Origin of the sequence: Psychrobacter pulmonis (genome assembly GCF_904846465.1) — a bacterium.
Classification (GTDB): domain Bacteria; phylum Pseudomonadota; class Gammaproteobacteria; order Pseudomonadales; family Moraxellaceae; genus Psychrobacter; species Psychrobacter faecalis.
Genome location: NZ_CAJHAT010000003.1, coordinates 349,456 through 375,139, shown reverse-complemented (window position 1 = coordinate 375,139; position 25,684 = coordinate 349,456). Strand labels below are relative to the sequence as shown.

General features: G+C 43.6%; 20 protein-coding genes. 10 read left to right on the top strand and 10 right to left on the bottom strand.

Going from position 1 to position 25,684, the window contains the following annotated elements:
- Positions 1 to 36: 36 nt before the first annotated feature.
- Positions 37 to 636, bottom strand: a complete 600-nt coding sequence (locus tag JMX70_RS07900) for a cob(I)yrinic acid a,c-diamide adenosyltransferase (protein WP_191691590.1) — start codon at positions 634 to 636, stop codon at positions 37 to 39.
- 261 nt (positions 637 to 897) lie between these two features.
- On the opposite strand from JMX70_RS07900, the gene cysS reads away from it, so the two are divergent.
- From cysS to pdxH, 5 genes are all read left to right on the top strand, one after another.
- Positions 898 to 2,358, top strand: coding sequence for a cysteine--tRNA ligase (cysS, locus tag JMX70_RS07895; RefSeq protein WP_201591008.1), 1,461 nt, complete (start codon positions 898 to 900; stop codon positions 2,356 to 2,358).
- A 165-nt stretch (positions 2,359 to 2,523) separates the two neighbouring features.
- Positions 2,524 to 4,566 carry a mechanosensitive ion channel family protein gene (locus JMX70_RS07890; protein WP_227671203.1) on the top strand — a complete coding sequence of 681 codons (2,043 nt, stop codon included), beginning with the start codon at positions 2,524 to 2,526 and terminating at the stop codon, positions 4,564 to 4,566.
- Positions 4,567 to 4,939: 373 nt separating this feature from the next.
- Positions 4,940 to 6,412, top strand: a complete 1,473-nt coding sequence (guaB, locus tag JMX70_RS07885) for an IMP dehydrogenase (RefSeq protein ID WP_191691593.1) — start codon at positions 4,940 to 4,942, stop codon at positions 6,410 to 6,412.
- Between the two features lie 415 nt (positions 6,413 to 6,827).
- Positions 6,828 to 8,198, top strand: a complete 1,371-nt coding sequence (gene glmM, locus JMX70_RS07880) for a phosphoglucosamine mutase (protein WP_144296307.1) — start codon at positions 6,828 to 6,830, stop codon at positions 8,196 to 8,198.
- Positions 8,199 to 8,261: 63 nt separating this feature from the next.
- Positions 8,262 to 8,921: a pyridoxamine 5'-phosphate oxidase gene (pdxH, locus tag JMX70_RS07875; protein WP_201542509.1), complete on the top strand. Its 660-nt coding sequence runs from the start codon at positions 8,262 to 8,264 to the stop codon at positions 8,919 to 8,921.
- A gap of 113 nt (positions 8,922 to 9,034) precedes the next feature.
- Here the strand turns inward: pdxH and JMX70_RS07870 are convergent, their stop codons facing one another.
- Both JMX70_RS07870 and JMX70_RS07865 read right to left on the bottom strand, forming a co-directional pair.
- Positions 9,035 to 10,339 (bottom strand): HlyD family secretion protein, encoded by a 1,305-nt coding sequence (locus JMX70_RS07870; RefSeq protein ID WP_201591006.1) that lies wholly within the window; start codon positions 10,337 to 10,339, stop codon positions 9,035 to 9,037.
- 101 nt (positions 10,340 to 10,440) lie between these two features.
- The gene (locus JMX70_RS07865) at positions 10,441 to 12,129 is read right to left on the bottom strand and encodes an efflux MFS transporter permease (protein ID WP_201591004.1); all 1,689 of its coding nucleotides are present in this window, start codon (positions 12,127 to 12,129) and stop codon (positions 10,441 to 10,443) included.
- Between the two features lie 493 nt (positions 12,130 to 12,622).
- On the opposite strand from JMX70_RS07865, the gene JMX70_RS07860 reads away from it, so the two are divergent.
- Complete coding sequence (locus tag JMX70_RS07860; protein ID WP_201591002.1) at positions 12,623 to 13,846, top strand: alanine racemase; 1,224 nt, start codon at positions 12,623 to 12,625, stop codon at positions 13,844 to 13,846.
- Complete coding sequence (locus JMX70_RS07855) at positions 13,834 to 15,180, top strand: D-arabinono-1,4-lactone oxidase (protein WP_201591000.1); 1,347 nt, start codon at positions 13,834 to 13,836, stop codon at positions 15,178 to 15,180. Before JMX70_RS07860 ends, JMX70_RS07855 begins: the two co-directional genes overlap by 13 nt.
- Positions 15,181 to 15,241: 61 nt before the next feature.
- On the opposite strand, the gene JMX70_RS07850 is transcribed toward JMX70_RS07855, so the two are convergent.
- The 5 genes from JMX70_RS07850 to JMX70_RS07830 all read right to left on the bottom strand — a co-directional run bounded on the left by JMX70_RS07850 (position 15,242) and on the right by JMX70_RS07830 (position 19,945).
- Entirely contained in the window at positions 15,242 to 15,877 is a 636-nt protein-coding gene (locus tag JMX70_RS07850) for a glutathione S-transferase family protein (RefSeq protein ID WP_201590998.1), read from the bottom strand.
- 28 nt (positions 15,878 to 15,905) lie between these two features.
- Complete coding sequence (locus tag JMX70_RS07845) at positions 15,906 to 16,583, bottom strand: type 1 glutamine amidotransferase domain-containing protein (protein ID WP_201590995.1); 678 nt, start codon at positions 16,581 to 16,583, stop codon at positions 15,906 to 15,908.
- A 109-nt stretch (positions 16,584 to 16,692) separates the two neighbouring features.
- The gene (locus tag JMX70_RS07840; protein ID WP_201590993.1) at positions 16,693 to 17,742 is read right to left on the bottom strand and encodes an NADP-dependent oxidoreductase; all 1,050 of its coding nucleotides are present in this window, start codon (positions 17,740 to 17,742) and stop codon (positions 16,693 to 16,695) included.
- Between the two features lie 153 nt (positions 17,743 to 17,895).
- The gene (locus tag JMX70_RS07835; protein ID WP_144296300.1) at positions 17,896 to 19,113 is read right to left on the bottom strand and encodes an iron-containing alcohol dehydrogenase; all 1,218 of its coding nucleotides are present in this window, start codon (positions 19,111 to 19,113) and stop codon (positions 17,896 to 17,898) included.
- 229 nt (positions 19,114 to 19,342) lie between these two features.
- Positions 19,343 to 19,945: a TetR/AcrR family transcriptional regulator gene (locus JMX70_RS07830; protein ID WP_201590991.1), complete on the bottom strand. Its 603-nt coding sequence runs from the start codon at positions 19,943 to 19,945 to the stop codon at positions 19,343 to 19,345.
- Positions 19,946 to 20,484: 539 nt separating this feature from the next.
- On the opposite strand from JMX70_RS07830, the gene JMX70_RS07825 reads away from it, so the two are divergent.
- Positions 20,485 to 21,975: an aldehyde dehydrogenase family protein gene (locus tag JMX70_RS07825; protein WP_201590989.1), complete on the top strand. Its 1,491-nt coding sequence runs from the start codon at positions 20,485 to 20,487 to the stop codon at positions 21,973 to 21,975.
- A gap of 113 nt (positions 21,976 to 22,088) precedes the next feature.
- Here JMX70_RS07825 and JMX70_RS07820 read toward each other — a convergent pair whose 3' ends face one another.
- The gene (locus tag JMX70_RS07820) at positions 22,089 to 22,325 is read right to left on the bottom strand and encodes a hypothetical protein (RefSeq protein WP_144296297.1); all 237 of its coding nucleotides are present in this window, start codon (positions 22,323 to 22,325) and stop codon (positions 22,089 to 22,091) included.
- Positions 22,326 to 22,706: 381 nt separating this feature from the next.
- Here JMX70_RS07820 and JMX70_RS07815 point away from each other — a divergent pair, with 381 nt between their 5' ends.
- Both JMX70_RS07815 and JMX70_RS07810 read left to right on the top strand, forming a co-directional pair.
- On the top strand, positions 22,707 to 23,960 hold the full coding sequence (locus JMX70_RS07815; protein ID WP_201590987.1) for an NnrS family protein: 1,254 nt from the start codon (positions 22,707 to 22,709) through the stop codon (positions 23,958 to 23,960).
- Positions 23,961 to 24,033: 73 nt separating this feature from the next.
- Positions 24,034 to 24,636: an Rrf2 family transcriptional regulator gene (locus JMX70_RS07810; protein ID WP_201590985.1), complete on the top strand. Its 603-nt coding sequence runs from the start codon at positions 24,034 to 24,036 to the stop codon at positions 24,634 to 24,636.
- Between the two features lie 130 nt (positions 24,637 to 24,766).
- Here JMX70_RS07810 and JMX70_RS07805 read toward each other — a convergent pair whose 3' ends face one another.
- Complete coding sequence (locus JMX70_RS07805; RefSeq protein WP_201590983.1) at positions 24,767 to 25,513, bottom strand: hypothetical protein; 747 nt, start codon at positions 25,511 to 25,513, stop codon at positions 24,767 to 24,769.
- Between the last annotated feature and the right edge of the window lie 171 nt (positions 25,514 to 25,684).

Here is a 25,684-nt window from a genome sequence, read left to right as displayed (position 1 = left end):
TTAGCGGTTAATTTTTAGCAGTCAGTAAAAGCTAAACTATTTATTCTCAGCGAATTTTTGTAATACTTGACTGTCCCATAGCACTTCAGAAACTTGCTCAGGGTCGGTGCAAAAACGCGCAGCGACAAACAGCCAATCAGACAAGCGATTGATAAAGCTAACTGCCGTTGGACGAATGGCCTCGGAGCGCTGCTGCTGCAATAGCACCGCTTGACGCTCAGCACGGCGACAGACGGTACGTGCCACATGCAATTGACTGACCAACACTGAACCTGTCGGTAGGATAAAATCTTTTAGCGCCGGCAAGGTGCTATTCATCGCGTCAATCTGTTGCTCTAACCATGCAATGTGCGCGCTATTCACGCCTTCATATTCTGGCATGGCAAGCTCGCCACCAATATTAAATAGCAGATGCTGAATAATCACTAAGGCTTGGGCAAAGTCGGCTTCTTTTGTCGCGTCAGTCGAGTTTTGCGTCAACTGCGCGCGTACCAAACCAATATGTGAGTTAAGCTCGTCGACATCACCCATGACGCTAAATAGATTGTCCGCTTTACTCACGCGGCTGCCATCTGCCATGCCTGTAGTACCGTCATCGCCAGTACGTGTATATATTTTGCTTAAACGATTGCCCATGTTTTATCCTTAAAGGTTAGTGTTTGTTAAAAAGTCAGTATTTTTTAGCATTGCGAATGTTAGTTATGCGCTCATTGTAGTATTTTACGAGCATTTTCGCTAAGATAATGGGTTAAGTTTTATACTGCTACTTTTTCAAAAATAATAATGACGCTAAATATTGTTATAACTAAGCTATAAATAAGCGTTTTCATTATTTAAGTGTGCAGTAAGAATATTTTCGTTTCACTCTTATCTTTTTTATCAAAAGGCTTTTTTACTATGACCACACCTCTTGCAGACGCGATGTCTCAGCTTGCCATTTACGACTCACTTAACGGACGCAAGCGGTCATTTAAGCCGCTGGTTGCGGGCAAAGTCGGCATGTATGTGTGCGGAATGACGGTCTATGATTATTGTCATATCGGTCATGCGCGGGTGGTAGTTGCCTTTGATATGGCGGTGCGTTGGCTTAAGCAATTGGGCTATGAGGTTAATTATGTGCGGAATATCACCGATATAGATGACAAAATCATCGCTCGCGCAGCCGAAAATGGCGAAGAAATTGGCGCATTAACGCAGCGCTTTATCACAGCGATGCACGAAGATTTTGCGTCCCTTGGCTGCTTAGCACCCGATGCTGAGCCACGTGCGACCGATTATATCGACGAGATGCAGCAGATGATTGGCAATTTGGTCAGCAATGACTATGCGTACGCTGGCGATAATGGCGATGTCTATTATGCAGTCGATAGATTTCCAGATTATGGTAAATTATCCAAGCGTAACTTGGATGATATGCAGGCGGGCTCACGCGTCGATGTCGAAAGCGACAAGCGCAATCCGTTTGACTTTGTATTGTGGAAAGCGGCGAAACCTAGTGAGCCACAATGGGCATCGCCATGGGGTCAAGGGCGTCCAGGCTGGCATATCGAATGCTCGGCGATGTCGACCAAATGCCTTGGCAATACCTTTGATATTCACGGCGGTGGTCATGATTTACAGTTTCCACATCATGAAAATGAGATAGCACAATCGGAAGCGGCGACAGGCTGCGAGTACGCGCGTAATTGGATGCACGTTGGCTTTATTAATGTCGATGGCGAAAAGATGTCCAAATCGCTAAATAACTTCTTTACCATTCGCGATGTGATTGCCAAGTATCATTCTGAAACGGTGCGCTTTTTCTTGTTATCAAGTCACTATCGCAGCCAAGTGAATTTCTCAGACAAAGCCTTAGATGAAGCGCACAATAGCCTAAGCAGATTATATCAAGCATTAAAAGCGGCTGAACAGCAAAAAGGACAAACACTCACTATCGATGATGCGCTAACAAACTCTGCTTACGATAGCGCGGCAGGACAAGACTTTATCAAAGCCATGAATGATGATTTTAATAGCTCAACGGCTATTAGCGTATTATTTGGGCTGGCACGTGACATTAATAAAGCGCTCAAAGGCGAAGATGCAGAGGCTGCATGGCAGTTGGCGCAGCAACTAAAAGCTTTGGCGCAGACATTAAATATATTGCAGCTGCCGGTACAGCAGTTTTTACAAGCAGTCGTGGGTGGGGCGCAAGAAGGTGGTTTGTCCGATGACGCTATCGATGGATTAATCACCGAGCGTGCCGATGCCAAAACCAATAAAAACTTTGCCCGTGCTGATGAGATACGTGAGCAGTTAAAAGAGGCGGGAATTGAGCTTGAAGACAGCCGTGCGGGTACGACTTGGCGCCGTGCTTAAATCATATTCTTGCTATAAGCAATTGTATCAATTAACATTTTACCCTCAAATTAAGTCAGCTTTATGCTGGCTTTTTTTGGTTCAGTGCATTAGCTTTATCTTATAGTCAAAATTGATGTTTAACTTTACTAAATCATTTCATCAATCAGCCTAGAACCTTAACGTATGAAACATTCCTCTCAGTCTTTGATTGCTAAAAATACTCAAGCTCCGTATATGGGCAATAGGGGCGACGCTGATGTTTCTGGTTGTAAGAATTTAAATACTATTAAAGGTAGGCATAAATTAACCGTGAGGCATTTGAACATACGTCATTTTATTTTCAGTATTTCCGTCATTATCCTAAGTATTGTTTATCTGCCAGCTTATGCGGCTAGTCATTCAGCGAATGACAATGCAACGATCAACAATCAAAACGAAACAACAGCGCCCATCTCCGAGGCGCCAGAAAACATCGTTGACTATGCATCGCAACGGATTGATAAGCTCAAAAAAGAGGGAGTCAGTGTCTCTGCGCTTGCCGAAGAGGTCATTAGTCCGTTTGAGAAAAAAACCGAACAGCAAGCAGGAGTATTACAGGGTGATTCCGGTCTGACTGGCGACTATAACGAAAGTTATTATGCCTTAAATAAGCTCAATGTCGGCTTGCCGCCGCTATCTGAGCCACCGAATTTATCGACACCACTGGCAACGCTAGAGTTTTTTCAATCGGCAGTTATCAAGCAGCAGTATGATTTGGCCGCTTATGCGCTCAATATGAACTTGATTGACGAGGAGTTGCAGCGTAATCAAGCAATAGAGCTTGCCAAACAGCTCGATTTTTTATTGATGGAAAAAAAGCTGTATGCGTTTGATAAGTTGCCCGACCGTCCTGATGGTTTGATAGAACCGCCGCTTGGTAGCAATAATAGTATCCAAGGTATTCCTCGGCGCTCAATCCAGTTGGGTTATATCGACTATCGAGATCGCCGTGTACCGCTGCATCTTGAGCGCGTACGTATCGATGACAGCCCGCCTTTTTGGGTGTTTTCCGCGCAAACGGTCGCCAATATCAATAAGCTGTATGAGCAATATCAGCCTGCCAAGTTTGAGCGTTATTTGCCCGACTGGACCAAATTAAAAGTTTTCGGCATTGCTATTTGGGAATTTATCGCTTTATTTTTATTCTTTTCTTTTACCATGGGCGCTGGTTGGCTGCTCAGTAAAGCGGCTGGTAAACTGCTCAATTGGTACGTTTTAGACAAAGAGGGCAATCGGCTCGCCACCATTCATCATAACGGCGTCGAGGACTTGGTCAATAAACTGACCGTGCCTTTGACGTTTACCATCAGTTTTTCCGCGGTTTATACCTTGGTATCGGGCGGTTTTCCTTACTTAGATGCGCTTGCCTCATCGACACGCCCCATTATTTGGATTGGGCTGGTGCTAAGCGCCATGTGGCTGGGTACACGCGCCATTAATTTCTTTGCCAATCGTTATAAAGATTTGCAAATCGAAAATTTAAGCGAAGAGCAGTTTGATAAAGGCCGCAGTCGCCGCACCTATGTGTCTATTTTTCGCCGCGTCTTTATCTTTGTGATGATTTTAGGCGGTATTTGGATAGGTTTGAGTGAATTTACCAATATTGATGGTTTGGGTAAAACCTTACTTACCTCGGCAGGTATTGCAGGTGCGGTGATAGGTATTGCTGCCCAGCCTATTTTGGGTAATATCATCGCAGGCATGCAAGTGGCTATTACCCAGCCGGTGCGTATCGGTGATACGGTGATGATGGAAGGCGAGTGGTGCACGATTGAGGATTTGGGTTATACCTATGCGGTACTAAAAACCTGGGATGAGCGCCGCTTGATTGTACCGATGCGGCATTTTATCACTGAGATTGTAGAAAACTGGTCACATACCGAGTCGCATCAAATCTCAGTGATTTATTTATATGTCGATTATGGCGCCAATATCGAAGCGATACGACAAAAATATATTGAGCTGGTCAAAGACAGTGAGCTATGGGATAGTGACACCGAGCCTGAGATGTATACGGTATCGGTAACAGAGACCACTATCAAGCTGCGCTGTAGCCAAGCGTCCGATAGTCCGCTCAATGCTTGGTTACTTGAATGTGAAGTGCGTGAGCAAATGCTAAGCTACTTATATAGTGAACAAAAGGATTATCTACCAGCGGAACGTTTTATCGTTAAAACAGAAACATAGTAACGATGTAAGAGCGTGGCAAAATAAAGGCATCATCTAGCAAAATAAGCTGACAAATATGTTATGCGAAGGCTTGCTTTATTTGTTATAATATGGCGTTATTTTTAAGGGATAATTCAGTTATTAAGCGTCGGGTAATCAGATGTTAGAAGGTTTAGAAGCGCGATATTAGCAATTCTACTTTCCTAAGCATTTTATTACCGCTGATAAACAGATAACATGCCGAGTGATATCCGTATTTAAGGTTTGTTCCTCATGGTTTTTTCACAATTCTAGCCGCTTTATTTTGGCGTATTGATTTTGATAAAGCTTTCGTTTATCGACGTGATACTGCATTGCCCACCCATCAAAATAACCACCACTAGGGGTCTGTATGTTGCGAATTGTCGATGAAGCCTTAACCTTTGATGACGTTTTATTATTACCAGCTTATTCTGAAATCCTACCAAAAGCTGCTGATTTAACGACCCGCCTAACCAAAAATATCACTTTAAACTTACCGATGATTTCGGCTGCGATGGATACCGTCACTGAATCTGAGATGGCCATCACTATGGCGCAGCTTGGTGGTTTGGGTATTTTGCACAAGAGCATGGATATCGATAAGCAGGCCATGCAAGTACGTCGCGTGAAAAAATTCGAAGCGGGTACAGTTGTCGATCCTATTACCGTGCACCCAGAGATGACCATCGGTGAGCTATTAAGATTGACTCAAGATAACAATATCTCAGGGGTACCTGTGGTTGAGAAGGGTACCGATAAAGTCATCGGTATCGTAACTCATCGTGATTGGCGTTTTGAGACCAACTTATCATTACCTGTCAGCCATATCATGACGCCAAAAGATCAGCTGGTCACCGTCAAAGAAGGTGAAAGTAACGAGAATATCAAAAAACTTCTTCACGAGCACCGTATCGAAAAAGTGATTGTGATTAATGATGATTTTCGTTTGCGTGGTCTGATTACGGTCAATGATTTCTCTAAAGCAGAAAATAACCCTAATGCTTGTAAAGATGAGCAGGGTCGCCTGCGCGTTGGTGCGGCTGTCGGTACTGGCGCTGATACCCAAGCCCGTGTTGAAGCTTTGATTGCCGCTGATGTCGATATCATCGTTGTCGATACCGCGCATGGTCACTCAAAAGGCGTGATTGATAAAGTTTCTTGGATTAAAAAGCACTATCCAAACGTTCAGGTTATCGGCGGTAATATTGCCACAGGTGATGCCGCTAAAGCATTACGTGATGCTGGTGCAGACGCGGTAAAAGTAGGTATTGGCCCTGGGTCTATCTGTACCACGCGTATTATCGCGGGTGTTGGTATGCCGCAAATCTCGGCAATCGATAGTGTCGCAAGCGCACTACAAGACAGTATTCCACTGATTGCTGATGGCGGTATCCGCTATTCAGGCGATATGGCAAAAGCCATTGCTGCTGGCGCGTCGTGCATCATGGTTGGTTCACTAATGGCGGGTACCGAAGAAGCGCCAGGTGAGGTTGAGCTGTTCCAAGGCCGTTACTATAAAGCCTATCGCGGTATGGGTAGCTTGGGTGCGATGTCAGGTCAAAACGGCTCATCAGATCGCTATTTCCAAGATGCCAAAGACGGCGTAGAAAAACTGGTACCAGAAGGTATCGAAGGCCGCGTACCTTATAAAGGCCCAGTTTCTGGTATTGTCAATCAGATGATGGGTGGCCTACGTTCATCGATGGGTTATACTGGTTGTGCGACCATTGAAGAGATGCGTACTAAGCCGCAGTTTGTCAAAGTCACTTCAGCGGGTATGAAAGAATCTCATGTCCATGATGTGCAGATTACCAAAGAAGCGCCTAACTATCGCGTTGATTGATCATCTCTTAACGCTAGTAAGATGTAGGTTATCGGCTCTGTAGCGTTGCCGTGACACCAAGATACAAACAGCCAACAATGCTTTATTATTGTTGGCTGTTTTTTTTGTAAAATACAACATTAAACTCTTCTATCTATAACTTAGACGCCTTTTTATTATTTAGATGCCTTGTCTCGGTTTAAGGCTTATACTTGATGTATGTTAAAAACACTTCGCTAATGCTGGAGTGGGTTTTTAGTAGCCTTAAAAAGGACAAGGCGCATAGAAAGAGAGCCAAAAAAGAAAATTTATAGCAGCAGATAGTTTTAAAAGCGTTTCTAAAAAAGCGATTGTTTATCAATTAGCTTCTTTTAAAACAATGACAGTCTGGGCGCCCATTTGTTTTTTTACTTTATAAAATTGAGGAATAATAATAATGAGTTACTTTGGCACTGATGGTATTCGCGGCAAATTTGGTGAGTTACCGATTACCCCTGATTTTATTTTGAAGTTAGGTTATGTGACGGGGCTGGTGCTGATAGAAAATAATAATAATCCTGCGCGCAAACCCAGTGTGGTGATAGGTAAAGACACGCGTCTGTCCGGCTATGTGATTGAAGGGGCGCTGCAAGCTGGCTTTAATGCTGCTGGTGTCGACGTCCATATGCTAGGGCCGCTACCGACGCCTGCTATCGCGCATTTGACCCGCAGTTTTAACGCCGATGCTGGCGTGGTCATTTCTGCTTCGCACAATCCTTATTTTGATAATGGCATCAAGTTCTTCTCAGGAGATGGCAAGAAACTGACCGATGAGATGCAAAGCGCAATTAACGATAAATTGACCGCAATTATGGATGCCTCAAATTCCGATAATAGTGCCATCATGCCAATCCTCGATCCGGCGCGACTGGGCAAAAACAATCGTATTAATGATGCGAAAGGGCGCTATATCGAATTTTGCAAAGGCAGCTTTCCTTATCAATATGACTTAGACCATTTAACCGTCGTCGTCGACTGTGCCAATGGTGCAGGTTATAGCGTTGCGCCGCGTGTCATGCGTGAGCTTGGCGCCAATGTTATCGCAATTAATAATAAACCTGATGGTATTAATATCAATGCCAATTGCGGCTCAACCCATCCTGAAAATCTGCAAAAAGCGGTACTTGAATACGAGGCTGATGTTGGTATTGCTTTAGATGGCGATGGTGACCGTATCGTGATGGTCGATGAAGCCGGTGAGCTAGTCGATGGCGATGGTATTTTGTATGTACTGGCTACCCAAAGTCAAACCAAAGCCGAAGGTGTCGTGGGTACCTTGATGAGTAACATGGGCTTAGAGTTGGCGTTAAAAGACGCTAATATCGCGTTTACCCGTGCAAAAGTTGGCGACCGCTATGTCATGCAAGAGCTTGAAGCCAATGGTTGGATACTAGGCGGTGAGCCATCTGGTCATATTTTATGCTTGGATAAAAGTCGCACGGGTGATGCCATTATCGCAGGTTTGCAGGTGCTCGCAGTGATGCAAGCACGCGGTAAGGCACTTAGCGATTTGACCGAAGGTTTTGAAGTATTACCACAAAAACTGGTCAATGTACGCTTATCGCAAATGCAAGATCCGTTTGAGCATGAAGAGCTTGTCGCAGCTTTTGATAAAGCGCGCGCTACTTTAGAAGGTCGTGGTCGCCTGCTTATCCGTCAGTCAGGTACAGAGCCGATGATTCGGGTCATGGTTGAGTCAGACGATGAGATAGAATGCGATGTGATGGCCAATGATTTGGCCGATAAAATCAAAACGGTTTTAGGCTAAACGTCTTGGTTAAATAGACTTATATTAATAATATTCGAAAGTTAGCGAGAAACAATCATGAGTATGGATTTTACCGATCAGCGCTTATCGTATGAGAAAGGGCAACTCGACCAGCAGTCAGTACCAGACTCACCATTTGAGCTGCTACACGCGTGGATGAATGAAGCGATAGCAGCAGAAGTGCAAGAACCTTATGCGATGAGTTTAGCGACGTGCGGCGCGGACAATAAGCCCAGCGTGCGTATCGTTTTGCTGCGCGAAATTACCGATAAAGGCATCGTGTTTTATACCAATTATGAAAGTGCCAAGGGCCAAGATATCGCCGAAAATCCCAATGCCGAAGCGCTGTTTTTTTGGCATAAGCTTGAGCGTCAAATCCGTATCAGCGGCAGTATTGCTAAAATAGACGCTACTAAATCAGCGGCTTATTTCCAAAAACGTCCGCATGATAGTCAAGTGGGCGCGTGGGTTAGCCAGCCGCAAAGTGGTGAGGTTGCCAATCGCGAGGTCATGGAGCAAACGTTTGAGCAGTTGCAAAATGATTATCCAGCAGACAGTCAAGTGCCAACCCCTGAGTTTTGGGGTGGCTATGAGATTACGATTGAGAGCATCGAGTTTTGGCAAGGCCGTGCCAATCGTATGCATGACCGCATTGTTTATACGCAAGACAAGAGTGGCACGGGCGACGCGGCAAAATGGACAACCAAACGTTTGTTACCCTAAGCTTGATCGTTTTAATGACAATCTATTACAAATAAAGAAGCCTCTTTAAATCTGGTTTGACAGTTGTTTAAAGAGGCTTTTTTTTGCGCTGTTTTTTAGTCTAATTTCTTGCATTAACTTTTTGCTTTGGTATCGACATTCACTGACACTGACATACCTGGACGTAACTGCGCAAGGTTAGGCTGGTTTTGGGCCAAGTCAATTCTAACGGGAACGCGCTGAGCAATTTTGATATAGTTACCCGTCGCAGGATTGGCCGCGCCGGCACTAAATTCGCTGCCCGTTGCAGGCGAGATATTACTGACATGACCGCTAAACTTGGTACCGCCAAGGGCATCGACATGAATGGTGACGGGCTCACCGATACGCATATTGGCCACTTGCGTTTCTTTAAAGTTAGCAATAATCCATACGCCTTTTGGTACGATATACATCAGCTGCGTACCTGCGCTCACGTATTGTCCTTCTTTGACACTGATTTGACTCAGCTGCCCAGATTCTGGTGCGCTAATAACGGTATTGTCTAAATTGATCTGAGCTTGCTTGGCACCGGCTTCTGCACTTTTAATATTGGCATCTAAAGATGAGCGGCTACCGCTGGTCTTCTCGCTTGCCTCACGAGCCACTTGTAAATTCGCTTCTGCTTGTTGCACGTTGGCCTGCGCTTTTGCAAGTTGCGCTTTGATATGCGCCACTTCTGCCTTTGATACCGCACCGATAGCGTCTAAACCTTGATAGCGCTTCACATCTTCACGCGCACTGTCGACGCTGACTTTAGCACTATATAAGTCCGCCTCGCGTGCTTCGATTTGCGCTTGGCTGGTTCCTGTATCCTGCGCATTACTAGCGCGATTGGTCACAGCGATTTCAATGTTTGCCTGCGCTTGTTCAAGCTGCTGCCTAAAAGTACGATCGTCTATTTTGATTAATAAATCATCTTCTTTAACAGTGGCAAAATCCTTAACAGCTACCTCAGTCACGTAGCCGGATACTTGCGGACTGATAATGGTGGTTTGTCCTTTAACAAAAGCATTATTGGTTTGCTGCACCGTTGGAGTAAAGGGCGGCAGCTTCCAAGCGTACAAAATTAATGCCACACCAATCACAATCAAGGCGATTAGTATGCCTAAATTTAAATAAGATTTCTTCTTCGGCGACCAGCCATCGCTGCTAGGAATCGGCTCCTTTGGCGGTATAGGCGGCATGGACGGCTCATCACTGTCAGTAAGATTATCATTAACAATAATCTCGTCATTAACAATACTCTCGTCATTAATGAGCCTGTCGTTAGCCGACTTATCTATATTGACCGCAGCATTTGGATAATTTGTTGCATCAGGAGCATGAGTGTTATTGGTTAGTACGTCAGAGGCAGGCTTAGGGTTTTGGTTAAGCTCATCAGATTTTTCTTGACTCATGCCGCGCTCCTAAAGTTTGAATAGTTATCATAAGTTTTTTTTGCATTGGTTAATATGTTAAGTGGCATTTTTAAATGAAGAAAATGCTTTAATTATTCGGGCTATTTTGCTTCGCGCATTTTTGCAATCGCTGCCAATTCTTTAGCCAATGGATTACGTTTATGGTAGCGATGATACAAGTAATTTAGTAATAAAATCAGCGTTGTGATGGAGGCGATAGTTGCCATAAGAAAAAATAAATCAGCATAGGCGGCGACCGTCGCTTGGCGCTGAAGACTTTGCAATACTTGTCCCATCGCCGCGACATTTGCTTGATTGGCATCCGTGATTTGGGTAGATAACATACGACGTACGCCTGCGACTTGTGCCATTAAGGCTGGGTCGCCTAAATTAAGCGAGCCGACCATATCGGCGTAGTGCATCTGTGTGCGTATGGTGGTAAACGCTTGAATCGCTGCTGCGCCTGCAAGTCCGCCAATGGTCTGCGAGATGCTAAAAATAACCGAAAAACTAATAATGTAAGCGGGGCCGTTAGCGATAGCGCGAAACATCCCTTCAAAAACCATGGGACCCATAAAGTAAACGGCAGCAAAGGCAATCATAAATTGACTGACATAAAACATATAAGGAGCAGAATTTAGCGAAATATCTGTATCTAGCCATGCGCCAACCGCAATCAGGGCGACAGCGAAAATGACCGGACGGCGTAAATCCATCGCATTAGTCCTAAAAATACTGATGACCAAGGCCAGAACGCTAGCGGCAAGTATCACCGCATAAAAGGTAATCAGTTGATCATTTCCGTAGCCCAAATTGGCCAGTAAACCTGCTGCGCCTACATTTTGCTCGGATAATAAAATACGCATCACCGCGCCGGTTATCGTAAAAGCGATGATATTGCGGCTACGCATCCAGCGCACTTGTAACATTGGGTTTTTACGGTGCGTTTCAATCCATAAAGCGATGCTAATCGTCACCACCGCGATGATGAGCGGATAGCTCAGCCAAGGCGTCGTCCACCACTGGATACGCCCTTGAACCAAAAAGACTGCCAAGGCTGCAAGTCCGCTAGCAAAAAACGCAAAGCTTAAAAAATCCAGTTTTTCGAATACTTTTTCGGTATTGCCAGGTGGTAGCTCTAAGATATTAATCAGGGCAAAGCAAATCAGGGTTAAGCCCAATTCAAACAAAAATAGCGTTTCAAGCTGGCCGTCGACCGCGAGATATGGCGAGATAATCCTTGAGAGAGGAATGCCAAATTGTACTAAGCCAAATCCCAAAATCAGACCGCTAATGCGTTTGGCGGTTGGCATGCCTTGCAAGCAATAAAAAATAGCCAACACCGTCATGGCACTAGCAACCATACCGCTTAAGCCGCGGGCGATGATTTCTAGATAATAAGGCTCAATAATAATAGCGCTGGTGTCCAATAAATGACTACTGACCAACCATTGTAAACTGGTGGCCGCCAACAGTGAGAACAGGGTGATTTTACTAAAGAGCGCCATACCAAATTGCTGACGGATTTTGTATAGCAGCACCGTAATACAAGCATTGGTCATATTATAGGCGACCGATATCCAGCCACCTTCGACTGGCGTCAAGCCCATTTCACCTTGGATTTGGGTCAGATTCGCTACCAATAAACCATTTTGAAAGCTGGCGGTGATGCCAATAAAAATACCAATCAATAGATAAAATACTTTACGGCGAGTAGGATGGTCGGGTGTGGCGGGAGAACCCACCATAAAGGGTTGTTCGTGCGGTTTGAATTGGTATTCATTGCTCATTGTCTATCGCCACCTGCTAAAAGTAGAAAGATAAAGTGACATCGTAGGACTCTTATACGAGCAATAATTGGAAGAGCTATTATCAAATTGAGCCATAAGTGCTTCATTTAGTAGCTATAAATAGTAGCTATAAATAGTAGCTATAAAAAATAAAAAACAGTCAAAGGACTGTTTGCATTATTTTATCATGATTTCAATTTGAGACTATTTGGTGATTGTACTTTTTTAGTTTAAAAAGTGAGGGCATCAGAGTTATGTTTATGCTTAAAATTATAAATAATTCTACTTTTATTTAGAGTTTTTACTCGAAGGTCTTCTTAGCTAAACTTAATTTTAGGACTAACAAATGTCTATTATTTATAAATATGGTACTTGACTGAGCTACGCTCTAGGTTCAAACTATTATGCTAATTTATCCTCTTTTTTAGAGGCGTAATGACAGTATGATAAGAAATACAAGGTCGTATCTAATGGCTGCTACAAGGAAAGTAAAATGGATTTTGCCCACATTATTCCGCCGAAAGCTCCGAGTGCGTGGCTTGATATGGACGCGCTCGATCATAATATAACACTGGTCAATCAAAAAACTAAGGCCGTGCAACTGCGCTTGGCGACCAAATCTATTCGCTCTATCGATGTTCTGCACTACATTAAAGACAAATCTCCTAACTTTATCGGCCTAATGTCTTATGCGGCCGACGAATCAGTGTATCTGTTAGAAAATGGCTTTGATAATATTCTCTGCGCTTATCCAACTTTAGATGCGAAAAGTGTCGCCGCAACTTTTGACTTTACCAAACAGGGCGCAACCATGATTTGGATGATCGATCGCCCCGAGCATGTGGATGTGCTTAATGAAGTTGCCAAAGCGCACGATGTCAATATTGATATTTGTCTCGATATCAATATGTCGATGCCGCTGCCCAAGCTGTATTTCGGTACCAAACGTTCAGCATTAATGAGCATCAAAGACGTAAAAAAACTACTAAAACATATCAAAAAATATCCCAATATTAAGGTCAGTGCGGCAATGGGCTATGAGGCACAAATTGCGGGTTTGCCCGAGCATTTACCGGGTAAAACTGTGTTGTCGCCTGCAATTCGTTTACTAAAAAGCCGCTCACAAAAACAAGTGAGTAAGCGCCGCCGCTCAATTGTTGCCTATCTGGATAAACAAAGTTATACGCTTAAGCTCGTCAATGGGGGTGGCAGTGGCAGTATGGATTTCACCTCAAGCCAGCCTGAGGTTAGCGAAATAACGGTCGGTTCTGCCTATTATAAACCGGCGTATTTTGATTATATGGATAGCATGCATGAGTTTCAGCCTGCCGCGGGCTTTGTGCTGCCTGTGACGCGTCAGCCGGAAAAAGGCGTGATTACCTGTCATGGTGGCGGCTTTATTGCCTCAGGTGCGACAGGTGCCGATAAAGCACCGGTCATTCATTATCCCAAACATTTATCCCTATTAAACGATGAAGGTTTTGGTGAAGTACAAACGCCGATGGCTATTGGCAAAACGGGCAATGATGATGAGATGCCGCGTCTTAATATTGGCGATATGGTTTGGTGCCGCCATGCAAAAGCAGGCGAGCTATGTGAACATTTTAATGAACTCATTTGTTATCGACAATCTGGTCAGCCTACAGTGGCAGCAAACAAAGTAGAAAAGCAGCAAACGATGATAACTTACCGAGGAGAGGGCAAATGTTTTCATTAAGGCAGTGGCAAGGAAGCAATGATTGGCAAAATTGGGTAGGGTACGAGCGTGCTGCCCCTGAGCAAAAACTCACGCCTTCATCGGTTGCAGAACTACAAGAGATTGTGAAAAATGCACGGGCAAATAAAAAGCGCGTTAGAGTCACCGGTGCGGCGCATTCTTTTAGTGGCTGCGCGAAACCTGAAGAAATTGCCGTCAGTTTACATAATATGCGCGGTCTTATCTTAGTCGATAAAGAGGCGAAGCTTGCCACTTTACATGCTGGTACTTACTTATATGAAATTGGCCCAGCGCTCAAAGAGCATGGTTTGGCATTAGAAAATATGGGCGATGTGCAAGCGCAAACCATTGCTGGTGCTGCCAGTACCGCAACTCATGGCACAGGGATTACTTTAGGCTCGATTGCCAATCAAGTGGTAACATGGGAATGGGTCGATGGTAAAGGAGAACTGCATACTCATCATCGCGGCGATCCGAAAACCGATGAGCTGGGTAATGCCTTACATGTCAGCCTTGGTATGCTTGGTATTTTCACCAAATTAACGCTTAAAGTAGTCGATATCTACGGACTTAAAGAGTCCAATGAAGTATTGGACTTTGAAGAAGGGTTGGCGCGTTTTCATGAAACCGCGCACAGCCATCGTCATCTAGAATGGTTTTTGTTTCCCGGCACCAATAAGGTTCAGCAAAAGACGCTGTCAGTCATAGCACCCAAAGCGATGACGGGCACGCAAAAACTCAAAGATCATTTTGACAGTGTGGTCACTTTAAATGGTGCTTTTTATGTACTGTGCGAGCTGGCTCGTATGAAGCCGTCGCTGACCAAAAAGGTCAGTGAAATATCAGCAAGCTCCATTCCTAATATCAAGCGTGAAGGCTATAGCTACGAGGTGTTTCCGACACCGCGCGGCGTTAAGTTTAATGAGTCTGAGTATTTTATCAAGTTATCTGACTTTGATGAATGTATCTCAGAGGTCAATCATATTTTATTAAACGACAATAAAGGCTCGCACTTTCCTATTGAGGTGCGCACGCATAAAGGCGAGACAGGCATGCTTAGTCCTACGCAGGGGGAGGATTGCGCGGTATTATCGTTCCATGTCTATAAGGGTATGGACTGTGAGCCATTGTTTAAATGGCTGTACGAGTATATGAAAAAATGGCAGGGTCGCCCGCATTGGGGCAAAGTGAATAAATTGAGCCGTATAGAGCTGCAAAGCTTATATCCTAAGCTAAATCGTTTTTTGGAGATACGCCGTGAGTATGATCCTGATAATGTCTTTATGAATAGCTGGCTTGAGCAAAAGTTTTGCCTTAAGCCCTTAACAGCTTAGCCATAAAAAAAACAGCTCATAAAGAGCTGTTTTTTCATATTAAACCATTGAAATGTCTTACTTAGCGCTTAATAGAGTCATCATAGTTGGCTTCCAAACGCATGGCGCGTTGGTAGCTATCAATGCTCGTCAGTTGCAAAGCATACTGTTTGATATGGGTGTAGTCTTCTAACGCGCCGCGCTTAGCGAGCATGATTAAATCAAACGATAGCATGAAGTCAGCGCCACTGAGTTTGTTGCCGACGATAAACGTTTTGTCTTTCACCTCATTATCTAAATAGCTCAGGAGTTTGTGCTTTTCTTGAGCGATATAACCGGTCAAAAACGCACTGTCGCTAACGCCTGCTTTAGTGGTAAACAGCTCAAGCAATAACGGCAACATCAGCGAGCTTTCGGCAAAGTGAATCCACTGCAAGTAATGACCATAATCAGTGCTGTCGGTCGCAGGGCGTAATTGCTCTGGCGCAAAACGCTCAATCAATAGCTCGATTATCGCCCCAGATTCTGCGTAAAGCTCGCCATCCATCTCAATAACCGGAGATTTACCGAGTGGATGAATTGCTTTTAGGCTATCAGGTGCTAGATGCGTGTTGGCATCGCGCTGATGGCTAATGATTTCATAAGGTTGCTCCAATTCTTCTAGTAGCCATAGCGTACGTAGTGAGCGTGATTGATTAAGATGATGTAAGCGAATCATGATGTCAGCCTTTTTGCTGTATTTTATATTAAGCGTTCAGTTTAGCCAGTAAGTGTTTGGCAGCTTCTTCTGATGAGGCTGGGTTTTGGCCGGTAATCAATAGACCGTCTTCGACGACATACGATTCCCAATCTGCGCCTTTTTGATAGTCACCACCATTGGCTTTTAAAACGTCTTCCAATAAGAAAGGTACGACGTCAGTGAGCTGTACACCTTCTTCTTCGGTATTGGTAAAGCCAGTAACTTTTTTACCTTTAACCAAATACTCACCATTGACTTTGACGTTTTTCAGCGCTGCAGGAGCGTGACAAACAAAAGCAACCGGCTTGTCTTGCTTAACAAAGCTTTCAATTAACTCGATGGAGTTTTTATCGACTACCAAATCCCATAATGGACCATGACCGCCTGGATAAAAGACAGAATCGAAGTCTTCGGCTTTTACGTCAGCAAGCTTTTTGGTATTGGCAAGACGCTCTTGAGCATCTTTGTCGTCTTTAAAGCGTTTGGTGTCCTTGGTTTGCGCATCTTCCGTATCGCTACTCGGATCGAGTGGTGGTTGACCGCCAGCAGGAGAGGCTAGGGTAATATTGACGCCAGCATCTAAAAAAGCATAGTAAGGGGCGGCAAATTCTTCGAGCCAAAAGCCGGTCTTTTTGCCAGTATCACCTAGTTTATCGTGTGAGGTTAGTACCATTAAAATATTCATAACTGTCCTTATTTATTATTGATATTGGTATTGATGCTTGTTGGTATCCATCGTTAAGTATTGCTGAGAGATTCTATTGCTCTTAGAATTGCACTATTTAAAATAACCACTACTGAACGTCGGCAACTTTAACCACGGTTTTACCGAAGTTCTTACCCTCTAACATGTCAAAGAAAGCTTGCGGCGCTTGTGCTAAGCCATCGACGATATGCTCTTTGGTTTTAACTTTACCCGACTCAACCCATTCACCCATGGTTTTTAAGAACTCTGGGAAATAATCGCCGTACTCTTCAAAGATAATAAAACCTTTGATAGTCAGGCGTTGGCTCAGGATAAGACCCATCAACATACCGAGACGGTCTTTGCCATCAGGAAGGTCGGTCGCATTATATTGTGACACCAAGCCGCACACTGGGATACGCGCATGAGCATTCAGTAATGGCAATACGCCATCGAGTACTTTACCGCCAACGTTTTCGTAATAGATGTCGATACCATCTGGGCAAGCGTTTTTCAGCTGTTCGGCAAAGTCGTCGGCTTTATGGTCGATACAAATATCAAAGCCCAATTCTTCAACTGCATAGGCGCATTTTTCCGCACCGCCTGCCACACCAACGGTACGCAAGCCTAAATGCTTGCCGACTTGTCCGACCGTTGCGCCCACAGGACCAGTTGCTGCTGCGACGACTAAGGTTTCGCCTTGTTTTGGTTTACCGATATCGGTTAAACCCATGTAGCCGGTAAAGCCTGGCATACCAAGGACACCCAAACCATAAGAAGGGTTGGACATATTCTTATCAAGCTTGACCACGCCTTCGCCATCACTGACGCTATAATCCTGCCAGCCTGAATTTGATACCACCAAATCACCAACGGCAAATTTATCGATATTAGATTCGACCACTTGGGCGACCGTGCCACCCATCATCACATCGCCGACTTCTAGTGGGTCAGCATAGCTTTTTGACGCACTCATACGTCCGCGCATATAGGGGTCAAGCGACATATAAACCGTGCGTAGCAGCATTTGCTTGTCGTTAGGCGTTGGGATGTCGCTGGTGGTCAACTCAAAGTTATCTTTAGTAGGAGCGCCATTCGGGCGGCTAGCAAGTTTGATTTGACGATTTTGTTGTTGGTTTTGTTGTTCATTAAAGCTCATGTTAAAGCTCCTTATTCTAGTTATTATTCTAGTTATTGGTTGTAGTTATTGGTTTTTTAACGTTTTAAAATTCTTAAAGTCAGTAGCCATACTAAGGTGGATGGCTACCGATTGTTGTGGATAAGAAAGTTACGATGATAAGGCTTTAAATGATTAGGCTTTGCTCGTCACGGCGCGTTCTAAGATGCGACGTGATACGTCTAAATCATTTTTGCCATGCTCGCCCAATTTCACCATTTTGTGCGCTTCAAGTTGCTTAATAATAGGGTCAATCGCCGACTTATCTAACTCAGCATCTTCTAAGCTCACTGGCAAGCCAAGCTCGCGGAAGAAGTTCTCAGTATGCACAATAGCAGTTTCGATGATGGTATCGTCGTCTAAATCTGTATCTGTAATGTTCCAAACGTTACGCGCATATTGGAGCAATTTGTCTTTTTTACTGTCTTTAAGCTCACGCATGACTGACGGCAGTACAATCGTGAGCGTGCGAGCATGGTCAATCGCGTGTAGAGAAGTCAATTCATGACCAATCATATGCGTCGTCCAATCTTGTGGCACGCCCGTGCCAATCAGACCATTTAATGCCATGGTTGCTGTCCACATGATGTTTTTACGCGTTTCTAAATTCTCTGGGTCGGCCTTGACCGCTTTACCTTCTTCGATAAGAATTTTTAATAAACTCTCAGAAAAGGCATCTTGCACTTTGGCATTAATAGGATAGGTAAGGTACTGCTCCATGACGTGAACAAAGGCGTCAGCGACACCGTTCATCACTTGGCGCTCAGGTAATGTCAAGGTTTTGGTAGGGTCCAAAATTGAGAATTTAGGGAAGGTAAGCGGGTTACCAAAGGGTAGTTTTGCTTGACGTTCGCTATAGTTAATTACGCCGCCAGAGTTCATCTCAGAACCGGTCGCTGGAATGGTCAATACTGCGCCTAAATCAATCGCTGAGTCGATGTTTTTGCAATAGCTGGTCAATGCGTCCCACGCTTTTTCACGAGAAACCGTACCATCTGTGCTACCTTCTTCAGTTAATGAAGACACAAGGGCGACAAATTTACTGCCATCAATGACTGAACCGCCACCAACGGCCAATAAGAAATCAATATTATGCTCATTGACCATGTCAGCGGCTTTTAGCAGCGTGGTAAACTCTGGATTGGCTTCAATACCGCCAAACTCAAATACTTCACGGTTGCCGTTAGCACCTAGCGCATTTTTTACTTCATCTAAGGTGCCAGTACGCTGCGCTGAACCACCGCCATAAGTGATTAATACACGTGCATCGGTTGGCACCAGTTCTGACAATTTTTTGATTTGACCTTCGCCAAAGACGATACGAACGGGATTGTAATATTGAAAGTTATTCATAAAATTCCTAGTTGTTAATGAGAAGTTGTAAGGTGAGTTTTAAGAAGTGTGTAGGTTGTGAGCGCAAAAATTAGATCGTAGTAACTTTTGTTGTTTGAGCGTATTTTACATCAATTAGACCGGTCGTCTAGTAATTTATTATTAATTTTACAAAACTATCGTATAACCGAAAATCGTCATTGATTAGCTAGCGGTCTAAATAGTTGCTCATGGAAATCCTGAATAATATTTAGCGACCAAGTTGCGAGGTTGTCATCAGCCAAACTTCTGCCAATGGTGTATCGGTTTGACTGATTTTAGCGATTAAGCTGGCACCTAACCACGCAAAGTACCAACGCTTAGCCATACTTTCAGCGGCGATATTATCAGGGTGAGGAATTGAACGATCTGCCCAGCCGGCTTTTATTTGCTCAGCAATCCAATTAACAGTTTGCTGATAACCTGCATACAAGGCTTTACGCATGGTTTCTGAGATATCAGCCACTTCAGCGCTGAGCTTAACTACCAAGCATTTTCCATGGTCGCAGCCGTTTTGCTGGGTGTCATACCAGTTCTGAAAATAGTTATAAATCTTTTGTTGCGCGCTAATATCTTCAGCTGCAATCGACTCTAAGCGCCTTTTATAGTTAGCAAAATAATGCTCGATGATGGCTTCACCAAAAGCTTCTTTTGAAGCAAAGTAATGATAAAACGAGCCTTTAGGTACCCCGGCAGTATCGAGTATTTGTTTGATACCGACAGCGGTAAAACCTTTTTGGGCAATAAGCTTATAACCTATCGCTAACAGAAGCGCCTTCGTATCGGATGGAATAGGGGTGGTAATATCAGACATGAAGAGGATGTTCTCCTTAGGGTATTATTTGGTTATGTAATCGAATGGAAATCAGTTAAATAGAAACCAGGGTTGAGAGCACTACTTTGACAATAGTTTTAAGCGTTACGTTTTCTCAACAATACATAATGATAAATTATTCTTGTTTTTGTGCTTACTATGGTAGCATTAGACCAGTCGTCTAGCAAGTTGCGTTTGGTAAGAAGGCTTTTATTTATTAACGCAACTTATAAATGAATTCTTTTATCAATGAAACCTTTTATCAACGTTGAGCAGCAAGTTTTTTGCACGATAGTTGTGCCGACTGTTTATAAAGTGATACAACCTAGAGTTTTATACGCCAATCTCAAATTATCGTAGGCTTTTGATTTTTATAGAATTTAAAATTCTAATTGTTTTAACTGAAATTTTAAAAACTAAGTAAACCAATACCTTAGAAAAATAAGTTGAGAGTGGGGTGTTTTATATAAGTTTCTATCTAGAAAATACTTTTAATTGAATGGCTCTTAAAAACAAACTTAAAATAAATAAGGATGATTATGTCAACCGATACTAAGCATACTCAACAAAGCGCGTATAACGATTTTCATTTGCAATATATCGCCGGTACTTGGCAAAAAGGTCAAGACGATAGCGTCAATACCGATACCAATCCTTTTAATGGCGAAACCTTGGTAGAGATTCAGCAAGCAACCGATAAACAGCTCGATGAAGCTTTTCAGGCGGCAACCAAAGCACAGGCAGAATGGGCGAAGCAAACGCCAGCCCAGCGTGCAGCGGTATTATATAAAGTTGTCAATATTTTTGATGAGCGTCAAGAAGAAATCGTTGAGTGGTTAATTAAAGAGTCGGGCAGTACCCGTATTAAAGCCATGGTCGAGTTTGGTAGTGCGCGTGCGATTACGCTTGAAGCGGCTACTTTTCCTAACCGCGTGCATGGCGAGATTCGCCCTTCTAATACGCCGGGTAAAGAGAACTTTATTTATCGTGAGCCGATGGGCGTGATTGCCGTGATTAGCCCATGGAACTTTCCTCTACATTTAACCCAGCGTTCTATTGCGCCTGCGTTAGCCTTGGGTAATGCCGTGGTGCTCAAACCTGCCAGTGATACGCCAATTACTGGCGGTCTGCTATTGGCAAAAATATTTGAAGAAGCGGGTCTGCCAAAAGGGCTGCTGAGCGTGGTCGTTGGCGCAGGTAGCGAGATTGGCGATGCGATTGTTACTCACGATATTCCAAGCTTGGTGTCATTTACTGGTTCAACGGCGGTTGGCAAACATATCGGCGAGCTTGCTAACGGCGGCGATTATATAAAGCAAGTGGCGCTTGAGCTTGGTGGTAATAGCCCATTTGTGGTGCTAAAAGATGCCGACATCGAACAAGCGGTAAAAGCAGCAGCCTTTGGTAAATTCCTGCACCAAGGACAAATCTGTATTGCGATTAATCGCATCATTGTCGAAGATGAGATTTATGATGATTTCGTTGAGCGTTTCCTCGCTCACGTAAAAACCCTAAATGTCGGTGATCCTAGCAAAGAAGACACCGCAGTTGGCCCTATCATCAATAAAAAACAAGTCGAATCGCTACAAGAAAAAATCGCCAAAGCGCAGAAAGAGGGCGCTAAGATGCTATTAAGTGGTGAGATTAAAGGTCAGGTGGTGCCGCCGCATATCTTTAGTGAAGTGACGCGTGAGATGGACTTATCCTGTAACGAAGTTTTTGGCCCTGTGGTTGGTATCATTCGTGCCAAGGATGAAGATGATGCGCTGTCGATTGCCAATGACTCTATGTATGGTCTATCGAGTGCGGTCTTTACCCAAGATATGGAAAAAGGTCTGCGTTTTGCGCGCGGTATCAAAGCGGGCATGACCCATATCAACGATATCTCGGTCAATGATGAAAGTAATGTGCCGTTCGGTGGCGAGAAAAACTCTGGTATCGGACGCTTTAATGGTGAGTGGATACTAGAAGAATTTACCACTTTGCATTGGATTTCAGTACAGCATAAACCACGTGAGTATCGGTTCTAATCAACGTATTTTGGTTAGACGTATTTAATTAAACGTACTGCTATGAAAAAAGACCGCCTTGATGGTGGTCTTTTTTCTTACTAATAATGTCGTGACTCTAAAAGTTGATTATTCTAATGTTGCTTAGTATGAAAACCCAATAACGCTTCGATTTCCTCGATAGACATACGGCGGGTCAGTGCTTGCTCTTCTACCGTCAAGCGATTGGCGTGCTCTTTAATCATGGTATGGATACTGCGCGCGACCTCTGATGTCGTGGCATAATACATTTGTGGTTGTTGTTCGGTCAGTAGAGTTAAAAAACGATTAACAATTTTACGTTTTTCAATTGGTGCATGTGCTTCTGTCATGACATTCTCCTCAAGGTAGACCATTTATGCAGTCAAATTATCCGTGGTCACTATTTATGATGGTAATAATGAAAGCAAATATCAAGGTGCTGGCTACTTTAGCGCTTAGCTTTTAGAATTTACATTTATACCGCCGTAAATTCGCCGATATCAGTCATTTGCGATAAGTTATTTAATAGCCGTGGTTTAGCATAAATGATATAATATAGATTAATATAATATAAGTTATCTAGTGTAGCGCGTTATATAAATCAAAGCTGTATATAATAAGTGCGTTAATTCATCGTAGCAGTCATAGAGTTTCAGTTGTATTATGTATAACATTCATTTAAAATATATCTTTAAGACATACCTTCTAACTTTGACTATAAGAAGTCTGTTATGCAATCAATTAATTTACCTACCAAACCGCCAAGCTCGCCGCATCCTATTCTTAACCTGAGCTTTCGGATATTTTTTAGTGCCGCGGCTTTATTTGCCATTATCACAATGGCTCTATGGGCGTTTGTGTTTACCGGACACACGGATATCGATGCGCAAACGCTAAATCCGCTGTATTGGCATGGCCATGAGATGATTTATGGCTATGCGCTGGCAGTCGTGGCGGGATTTTTATTGACCGCAGTGAAAACCTGGACGGGTGTGATGATGCCGCATGGTTATAAGCTGCTCGGTATTTTTATGTGTTGGTTGCTGGCACGCTTGGGCTGGGTAGCTTTCGGCCTCGGTATCACGGTAGCTGGTAGCGGGGCAGCCTTACTATATGCCGCGGCGATATTTGATTTATTGTTTGTCGGCTGGATGGCGTTTGTGATTTCTCGGGCAGTGCTACAAGTAAAGCAATATAAGCAGATGGGTATTTTAGCCAAGCTTACGCTCCTAACACTCGGTAATGCGCTATGCTATTGGGGTATTATCAGCGCCAATATGAATTTGACCAAGTTAGGTGTCTATTTAGGTTTTTACTTGATTATCGGCCTAGTTTTGACCATTGGTCGCCGTGTGGTGCCGTTCTTTATCGAGCGTGGTTTAAGTATTCCAAACGCTAAAGGCGAAAAAGAAGAAGTCACAGTACGTAATAATAAAGCACAAGATATCGCAAGTTTACTGTTTTTCTTTGTTTTTTTCCTCGTTGATTTATTTTACCCCAATAAATACTTGCTGACCATCAGTGCTCTTGGGGTCGCAGTGGTCAACATCGTGCGCTTGGCCGGCTGGTATCATCGCGGCATTTGGCAAAAACCACTCTTATGGTCGTTATATATCGCATTTTTAGGGATGTGTCTGAGTTTTGTGTTATACGCAATACAGCCATGGCTTGGTTACAGCCACAGTATCGCCGTCCATGGATTATCCATCTCTGGCGTGGGTATGATGACAGTGGCAATGATGGCGCGGGTATCGCTCGGTCATACAGGTCGCAGTATCCATCAACCGCCCAAAATCGTCAATCTCATGTTTGCACTGATGGTTCTGGCGTTTGTCAGTCGAGTATTTTTACCATTAGTCGATATGAGCCATTACTTGTTATGGATTATGACGGCGCAAGGTGCTTGGATTGCTTGTTTTGCACTATTTTGCATCAGTTATTTACCGATGCTGGCACGCCAACGGCCAGATGGCTTATTTGGTTAATAAGGTTTTGACGTGATCAACGTTATTTTACAACGTCAAGTTAATATTCATCTCAAACAGGGGAGCGCAAAAAATGCGACTGACCAACTATAGTGATTATGCGCTGCGCTCATTAATATATTTGGCGATTAAGCCTGAGCCGCATCTATTGGCAAACATCAGTGATATTGCCAACAGCTACAATATTTCTAAAAGTCATTTGACCAAGATTATCCACCAACTGGGGCAGCTTGGTTATATCGACAGCGTACGCGGTAAAAATGGCGGTATTCGCTTGGCTTGTCGGCCAAAGGATATCAATTTGGGCGTATTGATTAAGCAAATTGAGCCAGATTTTAATTTGGTTGAATGTTTTTCGACTGATTTATTAGTAACTGCCAAACCCGATGCTAATACTAATAGCACGGCGAATAGTCCGGTTATTAGTGAAGACAGCGGGGTCGCCAAAGATTTGGCTTTGACGCTTATCGACGAAGAGGCCAGTGCGGTGGTCAAATCAGGCTGTATCATTAGCCCTGTCTGTCAGTTAAAGCAGGTATTTTTTGAAGCGCTGACTGCTTTTATCAATGTCCTTGAGCGCTATACACTGGCGGATATTATCAGTAATGAGTCAGAATTGGCTGAGCTATTGTTTTATAGAAATAACCTCAATGGCTTAAATAGTCTGGTAAAATAACGCTCATCTAAAAAATAAAGCTGATATAGACACTCAAAAATAAAAAAGCTGCCTCGTCCATCATAGCGAGGCAGCTTTTTTATTATCAATTTCTAAATCATTCGATTTAAGCAACTAATCGTCTAATCATCTAAGCGTTTTCAAGCTTCGGACGCGCTTTATCGATGGCTTTTAATAAGGCTTTTTCAAACTCGCCTTCCTTAAACTTCACCAAATAAGAATGCGCGGCGCAAAAATTACGCACTTCTCGCCATTCATGTGCCAAATTGGCCGCCCAATCGCAGTATTGCTTGCCAGCATCAGGCTCATCTTTGAGCGCTTTTTTGGTGGTTGGGTGCAATAGTAGCTCAGGCAACACCGCTTCTAGGAGTTTGGTTGGCGGACTCATAAAGGTGTCATCGACGTGTAGGCTTTTACTGGCAGGATGAAAGGCCAACAGCGACCCTGCATGAATCATCTCATTAGGTGAGATATAGTGAATGCCTTCTGACATAGAAAACTTTAGCTCAGGATAACGCTTGGCGACGGCCTCGCTTTCGACCAAATCGTCTGCCCATTTCACCTCAGGGATTTTTTTATGATGACGGCGACTGCCATAAAAAGTCGCTTGCGGGAAATCTTTTGCCATCTGCGCGCAGTGAATCGTATGAAAGGGATGGACGTTGAGCACAGCTTCAACATCTTGCCCCTTATTGGTTAAGGCCATTACCTCATTGCGTACGTCGCCAGTAAGCTTATAGCTATCTAAAAAGATAAAACGCCCTGAATCTAACTTAATCAGTGAGCATTGAGTACCTATATTAAGGACGCCGCCTATGCGAAACGTACCGCGAATATTCCAAAATCCTGCGCCTAAATCATGTATTTTATCGGTCATTAATATTCTTCCTTAATCATTATTTTATGAGTTTTTTTAATTGTTAGTCATAGCAATAAATATGGATAGTTTTTGATTATGATTTTTTGAGCATGCAAAGTCTGTAAGCAAAAGGATATCAGGACTATAAATATGTAAGTTTGAAAAAGATGAAGGAGAAAAAATATTAAA

Excerpts from the sequence above, each read along its gene's own strand:
- JMX70_RS07900 (WP_191691590.1), bottom strand. The coding sequence starts at position 636 with ATGGGCAATCGTTTAAGCAAAATATATACACGTACTGGCGATGACGGT.
- cysS (WP_201591008.1), top strand. The coding sequence starts at position 898 with ATGACCACACCTCTTGCAGACGCGATGTCTCAGCTTGCCATTTACGAC.
- JMX70_RS07890 (WP_227671203.1), top strand. The coding sequence starts at position 2,524 with ATGAAACATTCCTCTCAGTCTTTGATTGCTAAAAATACTCAAGCTCCG.
- guaB (WP_191691593.1), top strand. The coding sequence starts at position 4,940 with ATGTTGCGAATTGTCGATGAAGCCTTAACCTTTGATGACGTTTTATTA.
- glmM (WP_144296307.1), top strand. The coding sequence starts at position 6,828 with ATGAGTTACTTTGGCACTGATGGTATTCGCGGCAAATTTGGTGAGTTA.
- pdxH (WP_201542509.1), top strand. The coding sequence starts at position 8,262 with ATGGATTTTACCGATCAGCGCTTATCGTATGAGAAAGGGCAACTCGAC.
- JMX70_RS07870 (WP_201591006.1), bottom strand. The coding sequence starts at position 10,339 with ATGAGTCAAGAAAAATCTGATGAGCTTAACCAAAACCCTAAGCCTGCC.
- JMX70_RS07865 (WP_201591004.1), bottom strand. The coding sequence starts at position 12,129 with ATGAGCAATGAATACCAATTCAAACCGCACGAACAACCCTTTATGGTG.
- JMX70_RS07860 (WP_201591002.1), top strand. The coding sequence starts at position 12,623 with ATGGATTTTGCCCACATTATTCCGCCGAAAGCTCCGAGTGCGTGGCTT.
- JMX70_RS07855 (WP_201591000.1), top strand. The coding sequence starts at position 13,834 with ATGTTTTCATTAAGGCAGTGGCAAGGAAGCAATGATTGGCAAAATTGG.
- JMX70_RS07850 (WP_201590998.1), bottom strand. The coding sequence starts at position 15,877 with ATGATTCGCTTACATCATCTTAATCAATCACGCTCACTACGTACGCTA.
- JMX70_RS07845 (WP_201590995.1), bottom strand. The coding sequence starts at position 16,583 with ATGAATATTTTAATGGTACTAACCTCACACGATAAACTAGGTGATACT.
- JMX70_RS07840 (WP_201590993.1), bottom strand. The coding sequence starts at position 17,742 with ATGAGCTTTAATGAACAACAAAACCAACAACAAAATCGTCAAATCAAA.
- JMX70_RS07835 (WP_144296300.1), bottom strand. The coding sequence starts at position 19,113 with ATGAATAACTTTCAATATTACAATCCCGTTCGTATCGTCTTTGGCGAA.
- JMX70_RS07830 (WP_201590991.1), bottom strand. The coding sequence starts at position 19,945 with ATGTCTGATATTACCACCCCTATTCCATCCGATACGAAGGCGCTTCTG.
- JMX70_RS07825 (WP_201590989.1), top strand. The coding sequence starts at position 20,485 with ATGTCAACCGATACTAAGCATACTCAACAAAGCGCGTATAACGATTTT.
- JMX70_RS07820 (WP_144296297.1), bottom strand. The coding sequence starts at position 22,325 with ATGACAGAAGCACATGCACCAATTGAAAAACGTAAAATTGTTAATCGT.
- JMX70_RS07815 (WP_201590987.1), top strand. The coding sequence starts at position 22,707 with ATGCAATCAATTAATTTACCTACCAAACCGCCAAGCTCGCCGCATCCT.
- JMX70_RS07810 (WP_201590985.1), top strand. The coding sequence starts at position 24,034 with ATGCGACTGACCAACTATAGTGATTATGCGCTGCGCTCATTAATATAT.
- JMX70_RS07805 (WP_201590983.1), bottom strand. The coding sequence starts at position 25,513 with ATGACCGATAAAATACATGATTTAGGCGCAGGATTTTGGAATATTCGC.